This is a genomic window from Caballeronia sordidicola, assembly GCF_002220365.1.
GTDB lineage: Bacteria > Pseudomonadota > Gammaproteobacteria > Burkholderiales > Burkholderiaceae > Caballeronia > Caballeronia sordidicola_C.
This window is the reverse complement of the sequence record NZ_MTHB01000058.1, coordinates 1-20,148: the sequence shown is the minus strand read 5'-3', so window position 1 is coordinate 20,148 and position 20,148 is coordinate 1. Positions and strand designations below refer to the sequence as shown.

Below are 20,148 nucleotides of genomic sequence, written 5' to 3'. Positions count from 1 at the left end.
CCTTCAGGAATTACTTGTGGGCTCGACTTCCTGATTCCGGACAACTGGTCCGCCGATCAGGCACTCGCCGTCATCGAACTCATCGACGATCTACGCGAGCGAATCTGCCTGCACTATCAGTTCGCATTGCACGAACTGCTACACGAACAACGCGCACCTCCCGTGAACGCTCACCTGAACGACGTCGACGATCCATTCTGATGACCCTCACTCGGCAGTAGGTGCCGGTAACGGCCCCTACTCGTTGACGCTCCTACTCAACCTTGTGCCGCCGTTTAGTGCCGGATTTGCGCCGCCGCTAACAAGGCGGCCTGCTCACTCCCGGCATGTCTAACGGCGCGCTGCTCGCTATTGTGCTGGGCGGAATCTGGACATTGATGTGGCCGGGTACACCCATGGGCGCTTTCGCGATTGTCGGAGCCACCGCCTTTCTCGCTTCATCGATGAAAATGCCAATTACCGCGCTCGTTCTCATGGTCGAGTTCACGCGCGTCGATCATGATTTCATTGTGCCCATGTTGTGCGCGGTGGCCGGATCGATCGCGACCAATCGCTTGCTTGAAATCAGGATGCAAGCGCAGCAGGCACGATCTTCAAACGAAAGCTCCGAGCTCAAAGGCACCGCCATATCGCGAGGCTGAAGCGGTTCACCCCTTGCCGCCTCGTGCCAGGCAACACCGTCAAGTGCATCGCTTCGCCCCGCGCGCCGTATTCCTGGACCAATAATCGCGCAATCTGCCGTGGTCTCCGAAGCACGGGTAGTTATTTAAAACTGTTCCCGATTTATACCAATTCTTAAGCACGCTCCCGCGCAAGCCATCTGGGACAGCTCAGTAAGGAACCGATATATGGGGAAAGACCTGTTTCAGACGGAACCGCTTATGCTTGGTTACGTCGCCGCCAGGTTCCCCTCCTCCCGGCGTGCGACGCTCCGTAAGCTTTGGCCCGCGCCTTCGAGAGGGGCACGGGCTTTTTTTCGCTTGTCATTGAGACGACTACTGCGCGACTAGTGCGAAACCGTTCCTATGTCATTGACCTTGACGCTGGCGGATCGCGGTTGAACGGCTTGTTTGATCAGCAGTGCAATGCATGCCACCACACCAGGCACCGCCACCACGGCAAAGATGCCTTCGAAAGTGAAGTGCTGCCGGGTCAGTTCAGCGACCAGGAACGATCCCGCTATGCCACCGAACCGACCAATGCCGAGCATCCACGCAACGCCAGTACCGCGGCCCTGGGTCGGATAGAACGCAGCCGCCAGCGCGGGCATGGACGACTGTGCCGTGTTCATCAGTACGCCTGCTGCAAAAACGACGACGATCAGCAAGCTGATGTTGCCGACCGCATGCCCTATGCAATAAACGGTGACAGCGGTCAACGCATAGCATGCGGCGATAATCCGGTTCGGATTGAACCGGTCCATCAATACTCCGCACAGCACTGCGCCCACGCCGCCGAGCGGGAACAGCGCGGAAATCAACGTGGCGCGGTGCGCGCTCAGACCGGCCTCTTTAAGCAGGATCGGCATCCAGTTGATCGATGCATAGAAGATGACGAGTCCCATGAAATAGGTCAGCCAAAGCATCACCGACCCAACGATATACTCCCGCGACAACACCAGCCGGATACCGCTTTTTCCAGGCACAGCGTGAGCCTGTTCCGTCATGACGAATGAAGCGGCGTTGGCGGCGCTGCGACCGATACGGCTAAGCGTTGCGCGAATCTTGTCGACGGAATGCGCATGGGCAACCCGGTAACGCACCGACTCCGGAAGCGCGATGAGCAGCAAGACCGCCAGCAACAGCGGAGTCGCGCCGCCGAGCATCAGAACGCTGCGCCATCCGAAAGCGGGAATCATCCATGCCGCGAGAAAACCGCCAAACGCGGCTCCTAGCGGGAAACCGCAGAACATCAGGTTGATCAGGGTTGCGCGTCGGCGATCCGGACAGAACTCGCTCATGATCGTTACCGCATTCGGCATGGCTGCGCCTAGTCCGAGTCCGGTGATAAAGCGCAGTATCGTCAAGTGCGTCAGGTCGCCGGAGAAAGCAGAAGCCAGGCAGGCGACACCAAAGATCACGACCGATGCAATCAGAAGAACGCGCCGCCCCAGGCGGTCGGAAAGCGGACCGGCGAGCAGCGCACCGAACGCCAGCCCGAACAACGCGGCGCTCAGGACCGGAGCAAGCGCGGGCCTGCTGATATTCCACTCGGTGATCAGTGACGGAGCGATGAACCCGATAGCGGCTGTGTCGAATCCGTCCAGCAGGACGATGACAAAGCACATTGCAAAAATCAGCCATTGAAACCCGCCGAACGGGTGTTCATTGATGAAGGCCTGAACGTCGACTGACGGACTCCTGCTCATGTCTCTTCCTTATGTTTTTGTTACGTCGTCACCGGGCGCGCTGAACGATACGGGGTTGCTGACTGCTTGATCGCTTGGCGCACAAAAAGAGCTTTGGGCTGGTGAAGATTCGCTAAGCGACAAAACCATCAGTCATGCCGCCGGCTTGTCGAGTTACTCAGTTTAGTCCGGCGTATCTGATCCTAAAAGCTCGCACTTACGCTACAAACGCCAGGTATATGAAACTGGGGAAGCTGCGGTCTGTTCTGTGTTCCCGGCCCGCTTCCGGTGAGATCGGGTGACGGATACCTGCCATCAGGGCGGGCTGGTTTAACGCGGTGGAAGAACTCCAGGTATAGCGTGCACGCGCTCGGTTGTTGGGCTCTGCGGCGGGGATACTAGTGGGGTGATATCAGCGCCGACTATGCGGGGCAACCCCTAGGCGCGGCCGTGCGCGTCCGGCGCTTAGCCTTTGATCCGCTTGGCATAACGCTTCCAAAGCATTATCCGGGATTTGGATAGTGGATATCGCCGAGAGCGGGTTGGGTTTGCTAAAGGGTGTTCAGTTGTTTAAAGCCGCTAACGATGCGTGATCAAGCTAAAGCGGCGAGCGTCAGCTCGCCGCTCCCGTGACTCAATCAGATTCATTTCAAAGCAAGCGTCACGCGTGCAACACCAGCTTCTGTACGCGCCAGTTCAGGAGCTCGGCGACGAACAGCACATTCTCCGACGGACAAGCCATCTGGTGAATCCAGCCGAACTGCTTCAGTTGCTTGCCTGATTCGCCGAGTACCCCCAGCACCTCGCCCTCGAGCGACAGTTTGTAGATGCGCCCGGGGAAGGCATCTGAGCTGTACAGCACCTGGTTCGGCCCCGGTGAGATGCAGATGGCCCACGGCGAGCCGGGTGCAAACGTGCCGGCGGCTATGGCTGCCTCATCTGGCGCATAACCAATCGCCGGCCGCGCACCGGGAGGCACCGGCACATCGATCGTGAACTGCCGCTGGAAGTTGCCTTCGCCGTCGAACACCTGGATGCGCCGGTTGCTTCGGTCGGCTACATAGACACTTCCGTTGGCGTCCAGCGCGATACTATGCGGCGTGTGGAACTGTCCGGGGCCGGTGCCGCGCTCGCCCCATGACTTGAGCCAGTTACCGTTCTTGTCGACCTTGGCCACGCGCGAGTTGATATACCCGTCGCTGATATAGCTGTTGCCGGCGGCGTCCCAGGCCACGTCGGTCACCTGGCGGAAGCGGCCCGGCTCGGCGGGAAGCGGCGGATTAGGATGCTTGAGCGGACCGGTCTCCTCATCGGCCGCTTCTTGCTTGCGGCCGAAGACCATCGCTACGCGGCCGTCGGGCGTGAACTTGATCACCATGTCCGAACCCTTGTCCGTCACCCAGATATTGTCCTCGCGATCCACCTTGACCATATGCGCGAAAGACCAGGCATAGAGGTTGTGGCCGATCTCGCGGACGAAGCGGCCGTCGGGTGCGAACTCAAGCAACTGGGCTGCTGCGGCCGCGTAGGCCGGGCCGTTGGTATTGCCCCGCGACAGCACGAAAATATGGCCTTTGGAGTTCAGCGCGACGCCCGAGCATTCGCCAAAATAGGTATCGCGCGGCAAATGCAGTGGATTAGGAACCGAGTCGTAGGCGATGGTCCGGGTCGTATCAGTGTCGGCGTAGGCGCAATGCGGTAGCAAGGCGAGTGCCGCGGCGCCCTCGGCTGCGAGGGCCAGGAAACGGCGGCGAGTAAGGACGCGGGTGGCTGGATCGCCACAGCATGGGCAGGATAGTGGATGGGCCTGGATCATTGAATCTCGCTCCTTGTTATTCTTGATGATGGCGCTGGACGCCATGTTTATCGAACGGGACCCGAAGGCGAGGTTATCCCTCGCGGTTTTCCGGTTAAGGACCTTCCGGTCGTCCCCTGCGCTGCCGCATGGTCTCCTGGTCGTCTGAGCACGCCAGCGTGGATTTCACTATAGTGCACATCATGAACGGCAGATGCAGAGTTCGCGTCCGCTTGACGCCGGGATTTCGAACCCGCGCCTTATGTGACTTCCTTTGCTTTTAGCCGCTGTACCCGCCTGCGCGCCACCCGATTCTCTTTCCGATGTAAAAGCCTCACGTCGCGGCGTGCGTCTTGGGGAATGTCGAAATAGTTAGAGCAGGAATTAGAGCGGGCGATGTCGATTTCTCAAGGCGTCGTTCGTCATGCATATAGGGCCACGATCCGGCAATGTGCTTTTGGACGCACCGCATCGCGCCCCATTTGCGCTCGCTCCCGCTAATTTCCGCAAATTCCCCCTCAACCACGAGGAGAGCCCTCATGACTTCCGTAAATGGATCCGCACAGACGTTGCAGCCGTCCGTGGCGCTGGCTCAGCCGACGCGCCGCTTGCCCGGCGAAAGTACGCAATACCGCACCGCACGCAACGCGCTGCTGGCAGAGGAGATTGAGTTGCGCGGCCGCATCGAACGGGTGGCCGCCCAGCGCCGGGCGCTTCCCCCCCACTTCGATTACCATGCCGCCACTCTTTCCTACCAATAAATGATGACACGACGCTTTCTTCAACTTGCCATTGTGCTGGGCCTGATTACCGCTGTGGGCCCCTTTGCCATCGACATGTATTTGCCCGCCTTGCCTTCCATCGGAGGGGCGCTGCACGCCAGCCCGGCCGAGGTGCAGATGAGCCTGATGGTGTTTTTTATCACGCTCGGGGTGTGCCAGCTCGTGTACGGGCCGCTCTCGGATATCTTCGGGCGCAAGATGCCGATCTATGTCGGCCTTGCGATTTTTACCGTCGGCAGCGTGGGCTGCGCCTTTGCCCCGGACATCCACGTGCTGATCGGCTTTCGCGTGCTCCAGGCGCTGGGCGCGTGTGCCGGCATGGTCGTTCCGCGCGCCATCGTGCGGGACCTTTACACCGGTCACGACGCCACCCGGCTCATGTCGCTGCTTATGCTTGTCGTGAGCGTTTCTCCGCTGTTGGCGCCGCTGACCGGCAGCTTCATCATTGCGGCTTTCGGCTGGCGCGGTGTCTTCTGGGCGCTGACGGTAGCGGGCGGACTGGCCCTCGTGCTTGCGGCTACGCAGCTGAAGGAGACACGGGAAATCCATCATCGCGCCGATAGCTCGTGGGCGAGTGCGTTCGCAGGCTATCGCAAGTTGCTGCGCGACCCCACGTTCCTTGGACTCACGTTTGTCGGCGCATTCGGCGTCTCGTCGTTTTTTATCTATCTGGCAAGCGCCTCGTTCGTGATCATCAACCACTATGGCTTGTCGCCCACGATGTTCAGCCTGTGCTTCGCGCTTAATGCGGCGGCGTTTTTCGGCTTCAGCCAGTTGACTGCGCGCCTCACTGCCAAGTACGGTCTGCCGCGCGTCATTCGCGTCGCGGTTGCGGGCTTCGCGATTTCGATGAGCATCGTAGCGGTGCTGTTTTTGGCGGGCGCCGACAGCCTCGCGCTGATGATGGTTTTCCTGTTTATCGGATACGGATTCCTGGGGCTTGTCCTGCCGACTTCCGCAGTGTTGTCGCTTGAAAGTCATGGGGCAATTGCGGGTACGGCCTCGGCGCTGATGGGTGCATTGCAGTTTGTCGTGGGCGCTGCGGTGATGGCCGTGTCCGGCTTGTTCGCCGATGGCGCGCCAAAGCCGATGGTGGTCGCAATCGCACTCTCCGCGTTAGTGGCGTTCGCCTTCGCCCGCCTCACCCTGCGCACCGAAAACGCAAGGTTGCCCGCGGCTGCAGAGTAAAGAGCCCACGTGGGATTGAGCGGTGATCAGGGTCCCCTAGCCCTTGCAATGCACTTGCTGCACTGGCTGCACTGGCTGCATTGGCATAAGGCAGGCGTGACGAGCGGTGCGCGGGGGCCTTAGTTGGGCCTTAGGCGCGCGCCTTGCGTTTTCGCCCTTAATGGGCTTTACAAAGAATCGCCGTCATCACCGGTGTGACTTCGTGAACGATAGCGTCGCTGCCCGTTTGCCGCAGGCGCTCCCTGACGTCGTCTGACGCGCCTGTCACCACTACGCCGTAAGCCCAGTCCGCGACGGGATCGCCCTTGCCCGGCTTGAAGAGCGGATCGTCCTTCTCATAGCCGAGCACAACAAAGACCGGGAAATCGAACGCCGTCAGCTTTACACCATGGACAGGCCGGAACGCGTTGATCGAATTCTTCTCGACATGCATGGGCTTGGGCTGTATCTCGCCACTCTGCATGAGCGCACTGATGAACACGTGGCCCGTCGATTTGCAATCGAGCTGTTCTTCTATCGCACTCGCATGTGCGAGTGTCGATAACAACCCGAGGGACGCGAGCGCGACCACGGCGACAACCCGGATGAGCTTGGTGACCTGTCTGGCGACCCGCATGGTTGGCCTCTATTTTTCGACATTGCATCAGCCGCGGCGAACTTTTAGTCGCGGAGTTTCACTCTACCTGCACCGGTGAATTATTGCCGGATTGCCAGATGCCCTTAGCTGCCCCGTACAAACGTCGTGATTCGCCAGCAGACGTGCAAGCTGGCAATCCGCTTGCATTTCGTGAAACCGGGGCATTCAACACGTTCAAACGATTGCTCGCAGAATCATCCCCATTGCGGGCGCTATTGCCTGCCATGTCCGTTCTCTTTCGAACTTTCAAGAATCTTTACCGGCGCCGTTTCGAGGTTTTCTACTAACTCCGATGCGCGGCACGCACCTCGGTTATTCTTCATAAATGAGCCTTTACATTTTCGATTTTGTTCACTAGCATTCGAATACGAACATTATTGGTTCGATAGATTTTCTTAATTGACATGAACCAATGGCATGAATCGAGACCTGATGGCTGATTTTCTGGCAGTAGCACGCGATTTTGGCGGTGCCAACATCGCGTGCGATATCGCGCGCTCCGACTTGACGGTGTTCTTTTGCGAACAAAGCAAGTTCGTTTCCACTGGTCTGTGTCCTGCGTCGAACTGAGCAGCGGAAGCTCGCGCGGGTGGCATGGGACCGCTGCCTGGCAGCCCTGCCCGGAAGCCCGCTACACAGGTGAAGCGGCACGGCATTCAATGGCATAGCGCGGAGTTTTGCGGATGAAACCGCGCCTTCATCCCGCCTGTTGGCGGCCCTACCCCAACCGCATGAAGCAGCTAGCCGGATTTATCGTCGCAATCAAAACGTAATTTTTGTAGAAGCGCCTGTCTCACCGAAGCCGCAGTCAAAACAAGAAGTCAGCAACGTCGCAAGGCATCATGCACGAAGCGGCGATCCATTTAAAAACCAGTGGAGAAGACAATGCAGGAGCAATACATCCTCGCGCTCGACCAGGGCACAACGAGTTCACGCGCCATGGTGTTCGATCGCCAGGGCAACGTAGTGTCAGTGGCGCAAAAGGAATTTGGCCAGATCTATCCGCAACCGGGCTGGGTCGAGCACGATCCGCAAGAAATCTGGTCAACCCAGGCTGGCGTCGCCGCCGAAGCCGTCACCCGCGCGGGTCTGAACGGTGCATCCATAGCCGCCATCGGCATTACCAATCAGCGCGAGACCACCATTGTCTGGGATCGCGAAACCGGCCAGCCGATCTATAACGCCATTGTCTGGCAGGACCGTCGAACCGCCGACTTCTGCGACCAGTTGAAGGCGCAGGGGCTGGAAGAAAAGGTTCGTGCCAAGACGGGCTTGCCTATTGATTCCTACTTCTCCGCGACCAAGATCCGCTGGATCCTCGACAACGTCGAAGGCGCGCGTGAGAAAGCGAAGCAAGGACGTCTTGCCTTCGGTACGGTCGATAGCTGGCTCGTCTGGAATTTCACCAAGCACAGCCTGCATATCACCGACGTCACCAACGCGTCGCGCACCATGCTCTTCAATATCCACACGCTCAAGTGGGACGACGAACTGCTCGACGCGCTCGATATTCCGCGCAGCATGCTGCCTGAAGTGCGTGCCTCGTCGGAGGTGTACGGCCCGACCAAGACCACGGTGTTCGCCTCGAAGATTCCGCTTGCCGGCATTGCAGGCGACCAGCACGCTGCCCTCTTCGGCCAGATGTGCACGAAGTCCGGCATGGTGAAAAATACCTACGGCACCGGTTGTTTCCTCGTCATGAACACGGGCGACAAGCCGATCGAATCGCGCAACAACCTGGTCACCACCATTGCATGGCAGATCGGCGACCAGGTCAACTATGCGCTGGAAGGCAGCATCTTTATTGGCGGCGCCGTCGTGCAATGGATTCGCGATGGTCTTGGCATCATCAAGAGTGCGAATGAAATTGAAGCGCTCGCGCGCAGCGTGCCGCATAGCGACGGCGTCTATATGGTCCCCGCCTTCGCGGGCCTGGGCGCGCCGCACTGGAATGCGCGCGCACGCGGCACGCTGTTCGGCGTGACACGTGGCACGACCTCCGGCCACATTGCTCGGGCGGCGCTGGAAAGTATCGCGTTTCAATCAATCGATGTATTGAAGGCCATGGAAGCCGACTCCGGCATCCGCATTGGTGAATTGCGCGTGGACGGCGGTGCCGTGGCCAATGACCTGCTGATGCAATTCCAGGCCGACATGCTGGGCGTGGACGTAGTCCGTCCGCAGATCAGCGAAACCACTGCGCTGGGCGCGGCTTATCTGGCCGGGCTCGCAGTCGGTTACTGGAAAGACGTGAATGAACTGCAGAGCCAATGGAAGCTGGACCGTCGTTTCTCGCCGGATATTGCGGCCGACGAGGTCAAGCGCCAGATGCACGGCTGGCAACGTGCGGTGAATGCCGCCAAGGCGTGGGCTGACGCCACCTGAGTGTCAGATTGAACTCACGTTGAACCTGCGTTCGACGTGAGCCCCCGTCACGTCACCTTGGCTATGTTTACTGCAATGCAGCTCCTCCTTCAGGAATCCTTTTTATGTCATCAACTATTGCAAAACCGACCGGCAGGCAACTTGTCGGCGAACTCATATCCGAGGCCATCGCCGTTCTCATCATCATCGCCTTCGGTGATTCAGTGGCGTGCATGTACGTGCTATACGATCCCAGCCCGTATGTGAATGCCTACTGGGGTGTCTGCATGTCGTGGGGCTTGGCGGTCACGCTGGCCATCTATGTGACCGGTTCCATTTCGGGCACCCATGCCAACCCTGCGGTAACGCTCGCTCTTGCACTTTTCCGCGGTTTCTCGTGGAAGAAAGTGTTGCCCTACTGGGTAGCGCAACTCGTTGGCGGCATGCTGGGCGCCGTCATTGTTTATGCGCTGTTCGGGCCGGTGATCGAGCACTACAACCTGGTTCATCATCTGTCACGGGCAGACGGCGGCGCAGCGGGTGTGTTCTTCACGCATCCGGGCCTGGCCATCACCCCCATGCACGCGTTCTCCGACGAAGTCATCCTGACGGCGTTCCTTTTGTTCGGGATTTTCGCCATCACCGAGCAGTTCAACGAAATGGCGCCCCAGGCCAACGCGGGTGCGCTGATGATCGGGTTCCTGGTGGCAATCCTTGGGTCGTCCATGGGCTATCTGGAAGCCTGGGCAATGAATCCGGCTCGCGATCTTGGCCCGCGTTTGTTTGCGTACTTCGCAGGCTGGGGGTCGTCCGCGCTGCCTTCGCCGGACAACTACTGGTGGATTCCGGTGGTCGCTCCCTTGATAGGCGGCGTGATTGGCGGCGGTGCTTACCAACTGCTGATCCACCCCTTCCTGCCGGCGCGCGTGCGCGCATTGCAAGCCGAGGTCAATGGCAAGGATTGCGAGCAAGGACAGCGCATCTGACAGGTTGATAGACTGAGTTGGCGCCAAGCTTATGCAGCGGCGAAGCGCCGGACTGCCCAAGGTCCGGCGCTTCGCCGCGCACCGCCGTCCGAATCACTGTCCCTTGTAGACCGGGGCCACCACGGGTCCGCTCGTCGGCGACTGCGACATTGACGTACCATTCTCCGTGGCTCCGCCGTAACCGGTGGCGGTATCGCCGGAATGCACGCGTGCTTCGGCAGCCTGAATATCATTCGGATAGAAAGCGTCCTGCGAGTTCGGGCGCCATCCTGCATTCTCGAGCTGGACGAGATCGGCGCGTACCTGCGCACGCGTGACGGGCTGATCCGTGGTTTGAGCGAACGAGATGGCGGGAGCAGCCAGGACCAGAGCAAGTGTCGTGCAGATCAGTGCTTTCATGATGAGTAGCCTCTTTGAAAAAGTGGCTTCACCCTCAATGAATGAAGCCCGTGCTCCATCGTCCGGTAAGCGATGGTAAGCAGCTTCATTTTGCGCGGCAGGCACTGACTCTAAGCTGACGCCCAGATGACAAGATCGTCATGTTGCACACCCCGGCATTCGTAGATGACAACTTTTTAACCTTGCAGTCTGTACCGGGTACAGACCGGCCCGTAACACTGGCCGCACGTCACGAAGTCTCCGCTTTCAGCTTCTCGAACCCCGTCCCAATATCGCTGCGGCTCGACGACGCGTATTTGCGGCTAATGCGCGGACCGCGGAGCTGCATGCCGGCGTTCTTTCCCGATCTCGCGCTATCGGCAAGCGACGGGCTCGCACTGAAACTGTCGACCGTCCGGTTTCAGGCAGGTGCGGTGAGCAATCTCGATGTAATGACCGCACAGACCATCGCGTTGATCAACCAGCGCACCGCCGACCAGTTCGATGCACGCAGACTTGATGCAAGCGTGTTGTTATTGAAAGCGCTGGCGGCAAATGGCAAGGGCTTAGGTGGGGATGAACGCTTCAGCCGCCGGAACGGGTGTTTATCGCCCCGGTTTATCACCCGCTCAATGGGCGTGGTCATCGTGCTCTTGCGATTCGCGCCGGGAATGCTTCAGTGCGTCGAATATTCCCCAGATGGCAATCGCCAATCCGGTCCCGAACCCGCAAGCCAACAACACATAAGTACTCATCTGCGACCTTTGAATAGGTGAAGCGACGCCTGATGATGCGACCATCCGCTCATTGCGCAGGTGGCAGATCGAACCTGCATGCCATGTCGGCATGAGTTTCCACAAGCATCGCTGCCCCGGATACTACCGATGCATCCTTTCAAAACCCATGCCATACCTGACGCGTGCGGGCGCGCGGATCATGCCGATGGGCCGTGACGCATTGTCAGTCGGGCACGGGCACGGTATCGAGCGCGGCCCAGCTTACGCTCGATACGCCCTTGTCCATGCTGAGCCGGCTCGCAACGGCTTCGACCTTTGATTGATATTTCGGATGCGTTTCGAGCGTCGCGATCACTTCCACGCGCCGCGAATCATCGTCGAGATCCGTGCTGCTAAGTCCCTGGAACGACAGCGGCGCGGATACCATCGAGTTGGTGATCAACGCCCGGATATTCACCTCATCTTCCCCGCGGCAGACTACCGTGAGCACGTATTTGCGCACGAGGTCGGCGGAAGCCACCGGTGCAGTATTGATTGCGCGCCCGATCTCACGCAGCACGGTATTGGTGAAAAGGATCACCAGGGTTCCCGCGATGGCGGGTCCATAGTGCGACGCCCCGCAAAGAACGCCGACGGCCGCAGAGCACCACAAGGTAGCTGCCGTATTGATACCCTGGATCGCGCCCTGTTCGCGCATGATGACGCCGCCGCCCAAAAATCCCACGCCGGATACCACATACGCCGCGATTTGCGTCACGGTCGTGGTTCCGTTCCCGGTCATGGCGCCAAGGATCACAAACAAGCAGGCACCACTGGTCACCAGGGTGATGGTGCGCAGCCCAGCCGTTCGCTGCCGCATCTGTCTCTCTAGACCGATGGCGATGCCGCACGACAAAGCTGCGATCAGGGGAAGAATGTAGTCGTAGATCATAAAGCGATTCTTTGAATTGTATTGTTCGCATGCACCGCCTGACGAAGGCCGCTCAAGCACGCTCAATGGCCGCGCCGAAGCAATGCCGGCGCGGCTCACCGTATTGCCTGCGTGTGACCGTCAGATGACAGCAGGAAAACTACGCTGTTGCATCAGATTTGCGACAGCGCGCCAACGCATCCCCACGCTGCGGGTGCGGCTGGAGCCGGGCGGCAAGGCGGGCGCCGTGCGCGTGGCGCGATTGCGAAGCAAGCGGACGGGACGAGCAGACCGATACATGTAAATTCTCCAGGCGGATGGCTTATTCACTTAACGGAATGCCAGCAGCATGGGGATCAAGCGCACCTGGCGCGCGTCGAAGCAGGTCTACTCGCTTTCTTTAAGCAACGTGATCGTCACTGGGCTAAAGGGTAAGCGTCACTGTCCGTCATGACGGCTCCCTACACGCGACGCACGGCGCATTAGCTCGTGGCTGGAAATAAGAAAGCTTGAAGAAAGACCCTGGCGATATCGAGTGTAAAGAAGCGCCCGCTATTTTTATCCAGCGCCATTGCCGCTAGCCAATATCACTAGCGAGCCGTCCAAGCCGCTGCAATGCATCGTCGAGGGTTTGATCGAATGGCTGGGGACAGCTCAAACGAATGAATGAAGCGAAGCGCTGTGAATTGGAGAATATCGTACCGGGCGCAATTCGAATGCCCTGCGTCAGCGCCTCTTCGAAAAGGCGGCCCGAATCCGTACCGGCCGGCAGCTCTACCCAAAGCACGACACCACCAACGGGCACGCTAAGCCGCGTACCGGAAGGAAAATAACGCGCGATAGCGTTGGCGGTAGCTTCTCGCTGCGTTCGCAATCGCTCCCGCAACCGGAAGAGATGCCGGTCATACGCACCTGACCCAATGAATTCGGCTGCAACGAGCTGAGACAGGCTTTCATTGTTTCGGCTCTGCGCAAACTTAAGCATCTTGACGCGCGCGTGCCATCGCCCGGACGACATCCACCCTAGCCTCAATCCAGGTGCCAGGACTTTATTCAACGATGCGCAATGAATTACGCCGCCGTCGCGGTCCCATGCTTTCAGAGGCTTGTTCTGCCCAGCGTCATCAAGCAGTTCCCTATACGGTTCGTCCTCGATCACCGCAACCTTATGCCTGGCACAAAGCCGGACGAGTCCGGCCTTTCGTTCGTTGGGCATCACGCTGCCAAGTGGATTCTGCAGGTGCGGCACGACAACCACGGCCTTGATGTTGCCATAGGCAAGGAGCGCCATTTCCAGCGCTTCGAGTGACATCCCCGTGGTCGGGCTAGTGGAAATCTCGAGCGCTCGCAAACCCAGGCTCTCGATAATCTGCAACAAGCCAAAAAATGCCGGGGATTCTATCGCTACCGTATCGCCGGCCTGAGTAACGGCACGCAGGGCCAGGTTCACCGCTTCCACCCCGCCGGTCGTAGCAATCACCTCATCGGGCGAAAGCGTCATCCCCGCCGAAAGAGCCCGTTTTGCAATCGCTTGCCGAAGCACGGCACCCGCGGTTTCTCCTCCGGCTTCGGTGAGCAGCGTCGGCTGGTGCCGCAGTATTTTTATTGTCAGTGCTTGCAGCCGCGCAGTCGGGTAAAGCGATGCCGCAGCCGTTGCTCCAGCAAGGTTCAGCGCTTCGGGAAACCGTTGGGCTTGCGCGATCACTTTCGAAATGGATTCGTGCAGACCGACGAACTGCGCTTCCATCGGAACAGAAGGGTTGTCCGGCTCATCGACACTGGGTAAGGCCGGCGTCGTCCGCCGGCGAACGAAATATCCGGAGCGTGGTTTGGCTTGCAGCCAGCCCGCGTCCTCGAGTCGCCGGAAGACCTGCAGCGCCGTCGAGAGGCTGACCTGATGCCGATGCATCAACACTCGGACGGACGGCATGCGATCACCCGGCACGAGCGTTCCGGAGGCAATCACACGACGGTAGTGCTCGGCAAGACGCTCGTACAACGGCTCGCCCGCCATGGGCAAGTCGCGCGGCGGCGTTTCAAAGGACATGGTCATTGTGCAGATGCTGCGGGTAACCCGTCGTTCGCGCCAGATACAGACGCTTGGAAATTGGACCGAAACAGATGGGCAATAGCGAATCTGTTGCGCAACAGATTGTACAGCGCTGAATCTGTCGCCAAGCGAGGCATGTCACTAAGCTTGAGCTGTGCTTAAGCCCTTTCGCAGAGGGCCTGGCGTAAATCCAGACATACGAAGAAGGTGCTCTCATGCAAGCGATCAGGCAATGTTTCTACCCCGGGCAACGCAATGCCCGACATCATCGCGCCGGAACACAGGTTGTCGCCATCGATGGCGTGCTTCGATTGACCTACCGTGATCCGGCTCTGGATTGGCTTTTGACCCTGACTTCTCCCATATCGATCGAGATCGATGAAGGGGGATGCCATGTGCTGCCCTACGATACGTTCGTGGAAATCGAAGCGGTCGGATCTGCAGCGGTCAACGGAATTGTCAGCGTGCCCGGGCGACGAAATGCCTTCATTGCGGCTATTGGGAAAGGTATCGCATGGGTTGGATCTTCTGTGCGCGCTGATGATCAAAGATCGGGCGAGAGGAAAACACCGGGCTGATATTGGTGGTATTTTCCAGCACCGTTTGCCACCGTGCGCGGCAGCACGGAGTAAAACACCGCCGCACCGATACCCGTACGGCGGCCGCCATTGATCCGGCTCAAACATCCGTCCACTGGCGATAGGTTGCAGCCTGCCCGCAGTACATTCCCTCACGATTGACCAGGTTCCAGACCGTGACGTTCTCGATCCAGAAGCGTCTTCCTGACTTCGCTATACGAAGACCACGGTATCCGCTCGCATAGCCTTTGGTTCTCACCGATTCGAGCAAACCGTCGCGCTCCTCGCGGTCAGGGTGTTCCGCCGACAACCGCGAACGCAGTGCCGTCATTTCGTCCCATGTATATTCGAAGCAACGCTGCGCCGCCCTGTTCGCGTAGACAAACCGCGGGTCGGCGTCTGTGTTGTGCGCAACGACGCAGAACGGCGCGTCTTCGTATAACCATCGAGCAGCATCGGCCTGCAAGACTTCCGGATCGAGCAACGGCGTACCGACCACGCGTAGATGGCTGTCCGCTAGCAGTTCGCAGAAGTTGGAGTCGAGGGCAAGTGACATGGTCATGGGTCGAGTCTCAGGCGTTTTGGATTCAGGCAACGATGGTACCGTGCCAGACGGAATTGCGCCCCGGCGCGAGCAAGACGCAATCCTTTGTTCGAATGCTCGTTCGCGTCACACTGCATGCCGCTAAGCCAGCGCCCCGCTCAACAATGCCGGCATCTGCTTCAGCGGAGCGATCAGGTTCGCGTCGACCTTATAGTCCAACTCAAGCGCTGTCGTCACGTCCTGATAGTCCACCCATACCCCGCTCGCAGGGTCTTCCCACACGACAGCCCTCAGCGGTAACTCAAGCGCCGCGTGCGGGTTCGCTTCCATGACCGGCGTACCCGCCTTCGGATTGCCGAACAGAAAGAGCCGCGTGGGTCTCAAGCTCGCACCGGCCTTCGCAGCGGCGGCGCTCTGATCGATATCGGCGAAGAGCGTCACACCATGCGCAGCCAACGCTGTCTTCAGCCGGAAAACGGTCGCCTCAAAGTCGTATTTGCTTTGCAACGTAACGACCGATGAAGGGAATGCTGCGGTTGTAAAAATTCGTGGGGTCATGGTGAGTGTCATCCAGTAAGTGGCAAAATCAGGCGTGCTCTTCGTGCTACCCGGGCCAACGACTCTATAGTGCGCCACGCCAAAGCTTCAAGGCGACCGCATGACAAGATCGATGAGCAAGTTTTTGCGCAGGCTCAATACCGCATTTCATGCCGGATATAGAGTCACTTTCTATGTACTACGGATGATAAAACAATGAGACAAGCAACCAATGCCCATTTTAAGCCGACGGACATAACACCCGCCCGGTCGAGCCGAAATAAGCAGCCTGCACGCTTGCGCGTCGCGGCGATTGCACTGGCAATCGCCGCCGCGCTCCCGCTGACGCCCGCGCTCGCCGCGCCGTTTATCGTCGCACATCGAGGCGGCACCGGGGACATGCCGGAGAACACCCTACAAGCGTTCAGCACGGCTCTTGAGAATGGCGCTGACGCGCTCTGGATGACCGTCCAGGTAACGAAGGATGGTATCCCCGTGCTCTATCGCCCGGCGGACCTGGACTCGCTGACTGACGGACAGGGCACTCTCGACCAGACCACCCTCAACGATCTTCGCAAACTCAACGCGGGTTATTCATTCAGCCGCCAGGACGCCTCGGGACAACTCAGCTACCCATACCGCGCCACCCCCCTGCGCATCCCGACGTTGCGTGAAGCACTAGAGGCGGTGCCGCAGAATGTACCAATCATGCTCGACATGAAGCAAACACCAGCGGCGCCATTGGTCGAAGCAATCGCCCAGGTTCTGGACAGCATGAACGCGTGGTCGCGCGTTCGCCTGTACTCCACGGACTCCGAAGCAATCCAGTTGATGAAGGCGCACCGCCAGGCACAGGTGTTCGAAACGCGCGATGCGACCCGCGACCGTCTGGTCGATCTCTCGCTCGGCGGGACCTGCGACAACCCGCCTCCCGCCGGAAGCTGGGTGGGAATCGAACTGCATCGTCAGGTCGAAGTGATCGAGCACTTCACGCTGGGGACAGGGGTATCGAAGGTCGATGCGCGGTGGTGGACCCCCGCTGCCGTGAAATGCTTCAAGACCAACGGGGACGTGAAGATCGTCGCGTTCGGGGTCAACTCGGCTGACGCATACGCAGCAGCCTCCTGCCTCGGCATTGACGCAGTGATGACAGACTCGCCGCGCACCATGCGCATCGAGAAGAAATCGCAGTAATAAAAACGAGCGAATTCATGCGCGAACTCGCGCATTCACTCAAGCGCCGAACCCGTGCGCCTGCCCGGATTATCGATGCGGATCTTCCGGCGCACGGCGCTTTGCGGTACCCAGTACGAGAGCAGCGCAAGCGGCTCTTCGTCATTGGGCACCGGCTTGCGGCCTGGGTGCGGCCTGGCTGCGGCCAGTTGCTGGCCCACAAGCAGCGCTCCGGATATGAATCGGTCAGGGCGCTGGCGAACTTGCTGACGTCGTCGTAGTGGAGTTGTCCGACCTTTGACGTCTCATAGGGAACCGATACGTTCACCCAGGTTCTGGTTGTTCGGGGACGTGTCGTTCACGGTCGACCTCCTTGCAAAGCACCGGAAAAGGCCGGCAAACGCGTCAGTCGCGCAGCGCATTGCGCATTGACTGAATGCTCCGGTATCACCCCATCAAGCAGCGCCCGAACCTGACGCACCGTGTCCATCGCCTGGTGCTCGATGGCGGGCGGTGTGAGACCACCCACATGCGGACTCGCGACCAGCTTCTGATGCGCTGCCAGCGCCGGGCTCGGCATCTGGTCGGCAGCACGGCCCACATCCACCGATGCTCCGGCGATCAAACCGGCATCGAGCGCGTGAAGCAGCGCGTTATCGTCAACAAGTTCGCCTCGTGACGCGTTGATAAAAAATGCCTCGGACCGCATGCGCGCAAACGCTGCGGCATTGAACAAGTCGGCAGTCTCGGGCGTGGCCGGTGCAAGACAGACAACATAATCGCTGCGTTTCAGTACGTCGTCGAATGAGGCCTGTTCAATATTCGGCTGTGTAATCGTCGCCAAAGGATCGGCTACGACAACGCGCATGCCCAGCGCGGTGCCGAGTTCGGCCAGCCGTCGACCGATAAAACCGTAGCCGACAATGCCGAGCACCGAGCCGCGCAACTCGCGCCCCATTGAAATGACAGGCGAGCGATGCTGCCAGTACGCCGCTGCAGCCGCGCTAATGCCGCGGCTCAGGTCGATCATCACCCCCACGATCCACTCAGCCACGGAAGTGTCAAAGCCCGGTGTTGCGCGCGTCACGAGGACACCGTGACGGCTCGCTGCACTGACATCGATATTGCGGATATCCACCGCCACGCGGCAGAACGCGATCAGTTCCGGCAACTGGTCGAAGAACGCGGCGGGAGCAGCCGAATCGCGGCCTGCCACGACAATATTCTGCCCCTGCGCTTCGCGGACAAGTTCGTCGGATGACAACGGCCGGTCAAACGGATTGAGCTTCACCTCACCCAGCGCACGCAGTTGGGCGATTGCCCGGTCCCCGTAGTAGTTCCTGAGCGCATCGGGCGAGTGGGTCAAATAGATCTTCGTCATATCGATGAGGCCACCTTTTTAGCACGAGACGGTTTGGCAACCGACTGACGCGTAACTAGTGTAGGTTGAAAGAGGAAACCGGCAGCTGGGAAATCAGGCTGCGTCGAGCAGAGTAGCTTACTCAAGCGCCGGGCGTTGGCAGCAATCCCTGCTCTATGGCATTCTTATGCCATGTCTGTAATCAACCCGGCTAGTGCTCATACTTGGTGCCGCTCCTGAAGGAGCGGCATTGTCACGCCTTTTTTAATGACCATGACCGCCGCAGTCCGGCCGACGTGGTTTCATCTCCCGGTTCGCGCGTGCTGCGGTGGTTCTCCAAGAGAATCCGTTTATGCCTGATATACACGACACCACGCCATCCGCAGCACGCCTCACCGTCCTGACCGGTGACCGCCCGACCGGGCCGCTGCATCTGGGCCACTATATTGGCTCGCTGAAGACCCGGCTCGAGCTTCAGGAAACACACAAGCAATACCTCCTCGTCGCCGATACCCAGGCCATGACCGACAACGCTCATGATCCAGACAAAGTGCGTCGTAATGTACTGGAAGTGGCGCTGGATTATCTGGCTGTCGGTATCGATCCGGACAAGAGCACCATCGCCGTCCAGTCGGCTCTGCCGGCCCTCGCCGAACTGACCCTGCTTTACCTGAACTTTGTCACGGTGGCGCGGCTCGAACGCAATCCCACGATCAAGGAGGAAATTCAAGCCCGCGGTTTTGGGCGTGACATTCCGGCGGGCTTTTTATGCTATCCCGTGGCGCAAGCCGCCGATATCACCGGGTTCAAGGCTCACTTTGTTCCAGTGGGAGAGGATCAGGCTCCGCTGATCGAACAGACCAATGAGATCGTTCGCCGCATCAACCGGCAAGCGGGCGTCGATGTTCTGCCGGAAGCCGAGGCATTGATCCCGACAATGGGCCGCCTCCCCGGCGTCGACGGGAAAGCCAAGATGAGCAAATCGCAGAACAACTCGATTGCGCTTTCGTCCTCGCCCGACGTCATACGCGAAGCGGTGAAACGCATGTACACCGATCCGGCCCATCTGCGCGCGTCTGATCCAGGGACCGTGGAGGGCAACATGGTCTTTACGTATCTTGACGTATTCGACGACGACCGGGCCGAAGTGGAACGCCTGAAGGCGGCGTATCGCGCAGGGGGCCTTGGCGACATGGCGCTCAAGCACAGGTTGGAGGATAAGCTGCAGGCGCTGATCGCCCCCATACGGGAACGGCGGGAACGATTCGCCAAGGACCCGGGATACGTCTTTGGTGTGCTTAGGGCGGGCACCCAACGCGCCAAGGTTGTCACGCAGCAAACGCTGGATGAGGTACGGACGGCGCTTGGGACATTTACCTTGGCGGTTTCAAACCGAAGCGCAACAGGAGGCTCTAGTGTTTAGAGCCTTGAGTTTGGCTGGCTGAGGCAAGTGTTGCAGCGAAGACCTCGAATGGAGAATGGAACGCGTGAGTTGCTCGGGGCCGACTGTTCAGGCTGTCGGCAATGGCATCGAGTTCGTCCTGACTGTAGACCGAGAGGTCGGTGCCTTTGGGCAGATATTGGCGAAGCAATCCGTTGGTGTTCTCGCAGCTCCCGCGTTGCCAGGGGCTATGTGGATCACAGAAGTAGATGTTCACGCCGGTGGCGCAGGCAAGCTCCTTATGCCGCGACATCTCCTTACCCTGGTCGTACGTCAAGCTCTGCCGTAGCGGCGCGACAATCGAATTTAGTTTGGCAGAGAAGCCTGCTAACGCGGACTCG

General features: G+C 59.4%; 19 protein-coding genes and 2 pseudogenes. 10 read left to right on the top strand and 11 right to left on the bottom strand.

Annotation, left to right across the window (positions count from 1 at the left end; translation table 11 throughout):
* On the top strand, window positions 1–201 hold a 201-nt coding region (locus BSU04_RS10575; RefSeq protein ID WP_089160574.1), incomplete at its 5' end, for a hypothetical protein.
* Between the two features lie 101 nt (window positions 202–302).
* Window positions 303–641 (top strand): annotated as a pseudogene (locus BSU04_RS10570) (chloride channel protein); the annotation flags it as partial.
* A gap of 365 nt (window positions 642–1,006) precedes the next feature.
* Here BSU04_RS10570 and BSU04_RS10565 read toward each other — a convergent pair.
* Window positions 1,007–2,368, bottom strand: a complete 1,362-nt coding sequence (locus BSU04_RS10565; RefSeq protein ID WP_089160572.1) for an MFS transporter — start codon at window positions 2,366–2,368, stop codon at window positions 1,007–1,009.
* 640 nt (window positions 2,369–3,008) lie between these two features.
* Entirely contained in the window at window positions 3,009–4,163 is a 1,155-nt protein-coding gene (locus BSU04_RS10560; RefSeq protein ID WP_089160571.1) for a peptidyl-alpha-hydroxyglycine alpha-amidating lyase family protein, read from the bottom strand.
* 518 nt (window positions 4,164–4,681) lie between these two features.
* On the opposite strand from BSU04_RS10560, the pseudogene BSU04_RS10550 reads away from it, so the two are divergent.
* Window positions 4,682–4,864, top strand: a pseudogene (locus tag BSU04_RS10550) (DUF899 family protein); the annotation flags it as partial.
* A gap of 42 nt (window positions 4,865–4,906) precedes the next feature.
* Window positions 4,907–6,112 (top strand): multidrug effflux MFS transporter, encoded by a 1,206-nt coding sequence (locus BSU04_RS10545; protein ID WP_089160576.1) that lies wholly within the window; start codon window positions 4,907–4,909, stop codon window positions 6,110–6,112.
* Between the two features lie 157 nt (window positions 6,113–6,269).
* Here the strand turns inward: BSU04_RS10545 and BSU04_RS10540 are convergent, their stop codons facing one another.
* On the bottom strand, window positions 6,270–6,728 hold the full coding sequence (locus BSU04_RS10540; protein ID WP_089160568.1) for a hypothetical protein: 459 nt from the start codon (window positions 6,726–6,728) through the stop codon (window positions 6,270–6,272).
* A gap of 906 nt (window positions 6,729–7,634) precedes the next feature.
* On the opposite strand from BSU04_RS10540, the gene glpK reads away from it, so the two are divergent.
* Entirely contained in the window at window positions 7,635–9,134 is a 1,500-nt protein-coding gene (glpK, locus tag BSU04_RS10535; RefSeq protein WP_089160567.1) for a glycerol kinase GlpK, read from the top strand.
* 104 nt (window positions 9,135–9,238) lie between these two features.
* Window positions 9,239–10,099: an MIP/aquaporin family protein gene (locus tag BSU04_RS10530; RefSeq protein ID WP_089160566.1), complete on the top strand. Its 861-nt coding sequence runs from the start codon at window positions 9,239–9,241 to the stop codon at window positions 10,097–10,099.
* Between the two features lie 93 nt (window positions 10,100–10,192).
* On the opposite strand, the gene BSU04_RS10525 is transcribed toward BSU04_RS10530, so the two are convergent.
* Window positions 10,193–10,498: a DUF4148 domain-containing protein gene (locus tag BSU04_RS10525; RefSeq protein ID WP_089160565.1), complete on the bottom strand. Its 306-nt coding sequence runs from the start codon at window positions 10,496–10,498 to the stop codon at window positions 10,193–10,195.
* A 413-nt stretch (window positions 10,499–10,911) separates the two neighbouring features.
* On the opposite strand from BSU04_RS10525, the gene BSU04_RS48765 reads away from it, so the two are divergent.
* On the top strand, window positions 10,912–11,253 hold the full coding sequence (locus tag BSU04_RS48765; protein ID WP_373452817.1) for a hypothetical protein: 342 nt from the start codon (window positions 10,912–10,914) through the stop codon (window positions 11,251–11,253).
* A 184-nt stretch (window positions 11,254–11,437) separates the two neighbouring features.
* Here the strand turns inward: BSU04_RS48765 and BSU04_RS10515 are convergent, their stop codons facing one another.
* On the bottom strand, window positions 11,438–12,145 hold the full coding sequence (locus tag BSU04_RS10515) for an MgtC/SapB family protein (protein WP_089160575.1): 708 nt from the start codon (window positions 12,143–12,145) through the stop codon (window positions 11,438–11,440).
* Window positions 12,146–12,701: 556 nt separating this feature from the next.
* The gene (locus tag BSU04_RS10510; RefSeq protein ID WP_089160564.1) at window positions 12,702–14,177 is read right to left on the bottom strand and encodes an aminotransferase-like domain-containing protein; all 1,476 of its coding nucleotides are present in this window, start codon (window positions 14,175–14,177) and stop codon (window positions 12,702–12,704) included.
* A gap of 212 nt (window positions 14,178–14,389) precedes the next feature.
* On the opposite strand from BSU04_RS10510, the gene BSU04_RS10505 reads away from it, so the two are divergent.
* Entirely contained in the window at window positions 14,390–14,752 is a 363-nt protein-coding gene (locus BSU04_RS10505) for a hypothetical protein (RefSeq protein ID WP_089160563.1), read from the top strand.
* Between the two features lie 100 nt (window positions 14,753–14,852).
* Here the strand turns inward: BSU04_RS10505 and BSU04_RS10500 are convergent, their stop codons facing one another.
* Together BSU04_RS10500 and BSU04_RS10495 are read right to left on the bottom strand one after the other, a co-directional pair.
* Window positions 14,853–15,314, bottom strand: a complete 462-nt coding sequence (locus tag BSU04_RS10500; RefSeq protein ID WP_089160562.1) for an MEKHLA domain-containing protein — start codon at window positions 15,312–15,314, stop codon at window positions 14,853–14,855.
* Window positions 15,315–15,437: 123 nt separating this feature from the next.
* Window positions 15,438–15,854 (bottom strand): DUF302 domain-containing protein, encoded by a 417-nt coding sequence (locus tag BSU04_RS10495; RefSeq protein ID WP_179258279.1) that lies wholly within the window; start codon window positions 15,852–15,854, stop codon window positions 15,438–15,440.
* 195 nt (window positions 15,855–16,049) lie between these two features.
* Here BSU04_RS10495 and BSU04_RS10490 point away from each other — a divergent pair, with 195 nt between their 5' ends.
* Window positions 16,050–17,027 carry a glycerophosphodiester phosphodiesterase family protein gene (locus BSU04_RS10490; protein ID WP_089160560.1) on the top strand — a complete coding sequence of 326 codons (978 nt, stop codon included), beginning with the start codon at window positions 16,050–16,052 and terminating at the stop codon, window positions 17,025–17,027.
* 35 nt (window positions 17,028–17,062) lie between these two features.
* On the opposite strand, the gene BSU04_RS46380 is transcribed toward BSU04_RS10490, so the two are convergent.
* On the bottom strand, window positions 17,063–17,227 hold the full coding sequence (locus tag BSU04_RS46380) for a hypothetical protein (RefSeq protein WP_179258278.1): 165 nt from the start codon (window positions 17,225–17,227) through the stop codon (window positions 17,063–17,065).
* Window positions 17,228–17,364: 137 nt separating this feature from the next.
* Window positions 17,365–18,387: an NAD(P)-dependent oxidoreductase gene (locus BSU04_RS10480; RefSeq protein WP_089160558.1), complete on the bottom strand. Its 1,023-nt coding sequence runs from the start codon at window positions 18,385–18,387 to the stop codon at window positions 17,365–17,367.
* A gap of 331 nt (window positions 18,388–18,718) precedes the next feature.
* Here BSU04_RS10480 and trpS point away from each other — a divergent pair, with 331 nt between their 5' ends.
* Window positions 18,719–19,789: a tryptophan--tRNA ligase gene (trpS, locus tag BSU04_RS10475; RefSeq protein WP_089160557.1), complete on the top strand. Its 1,071-nt coding sequence runs from the start codon at window positions 18,719–18,721 to the stop codon at window positions 19,787–19,789.
* On the opposite strand, the gene BSU04_RS10470 is transcribed toward trpS, so the two are convergent.
* Window positions 19,779–20,148 (bottom strand): IS30 family transposase (locus tag BSU04_RS10470; protein WP_144021189.1); only part of this gene is annotated, 370 nt, incomplete at its 5' end. The two genes, trpS and BSU04_RS10470, sit on opposite strands and share 11 nt — an antisense overlap.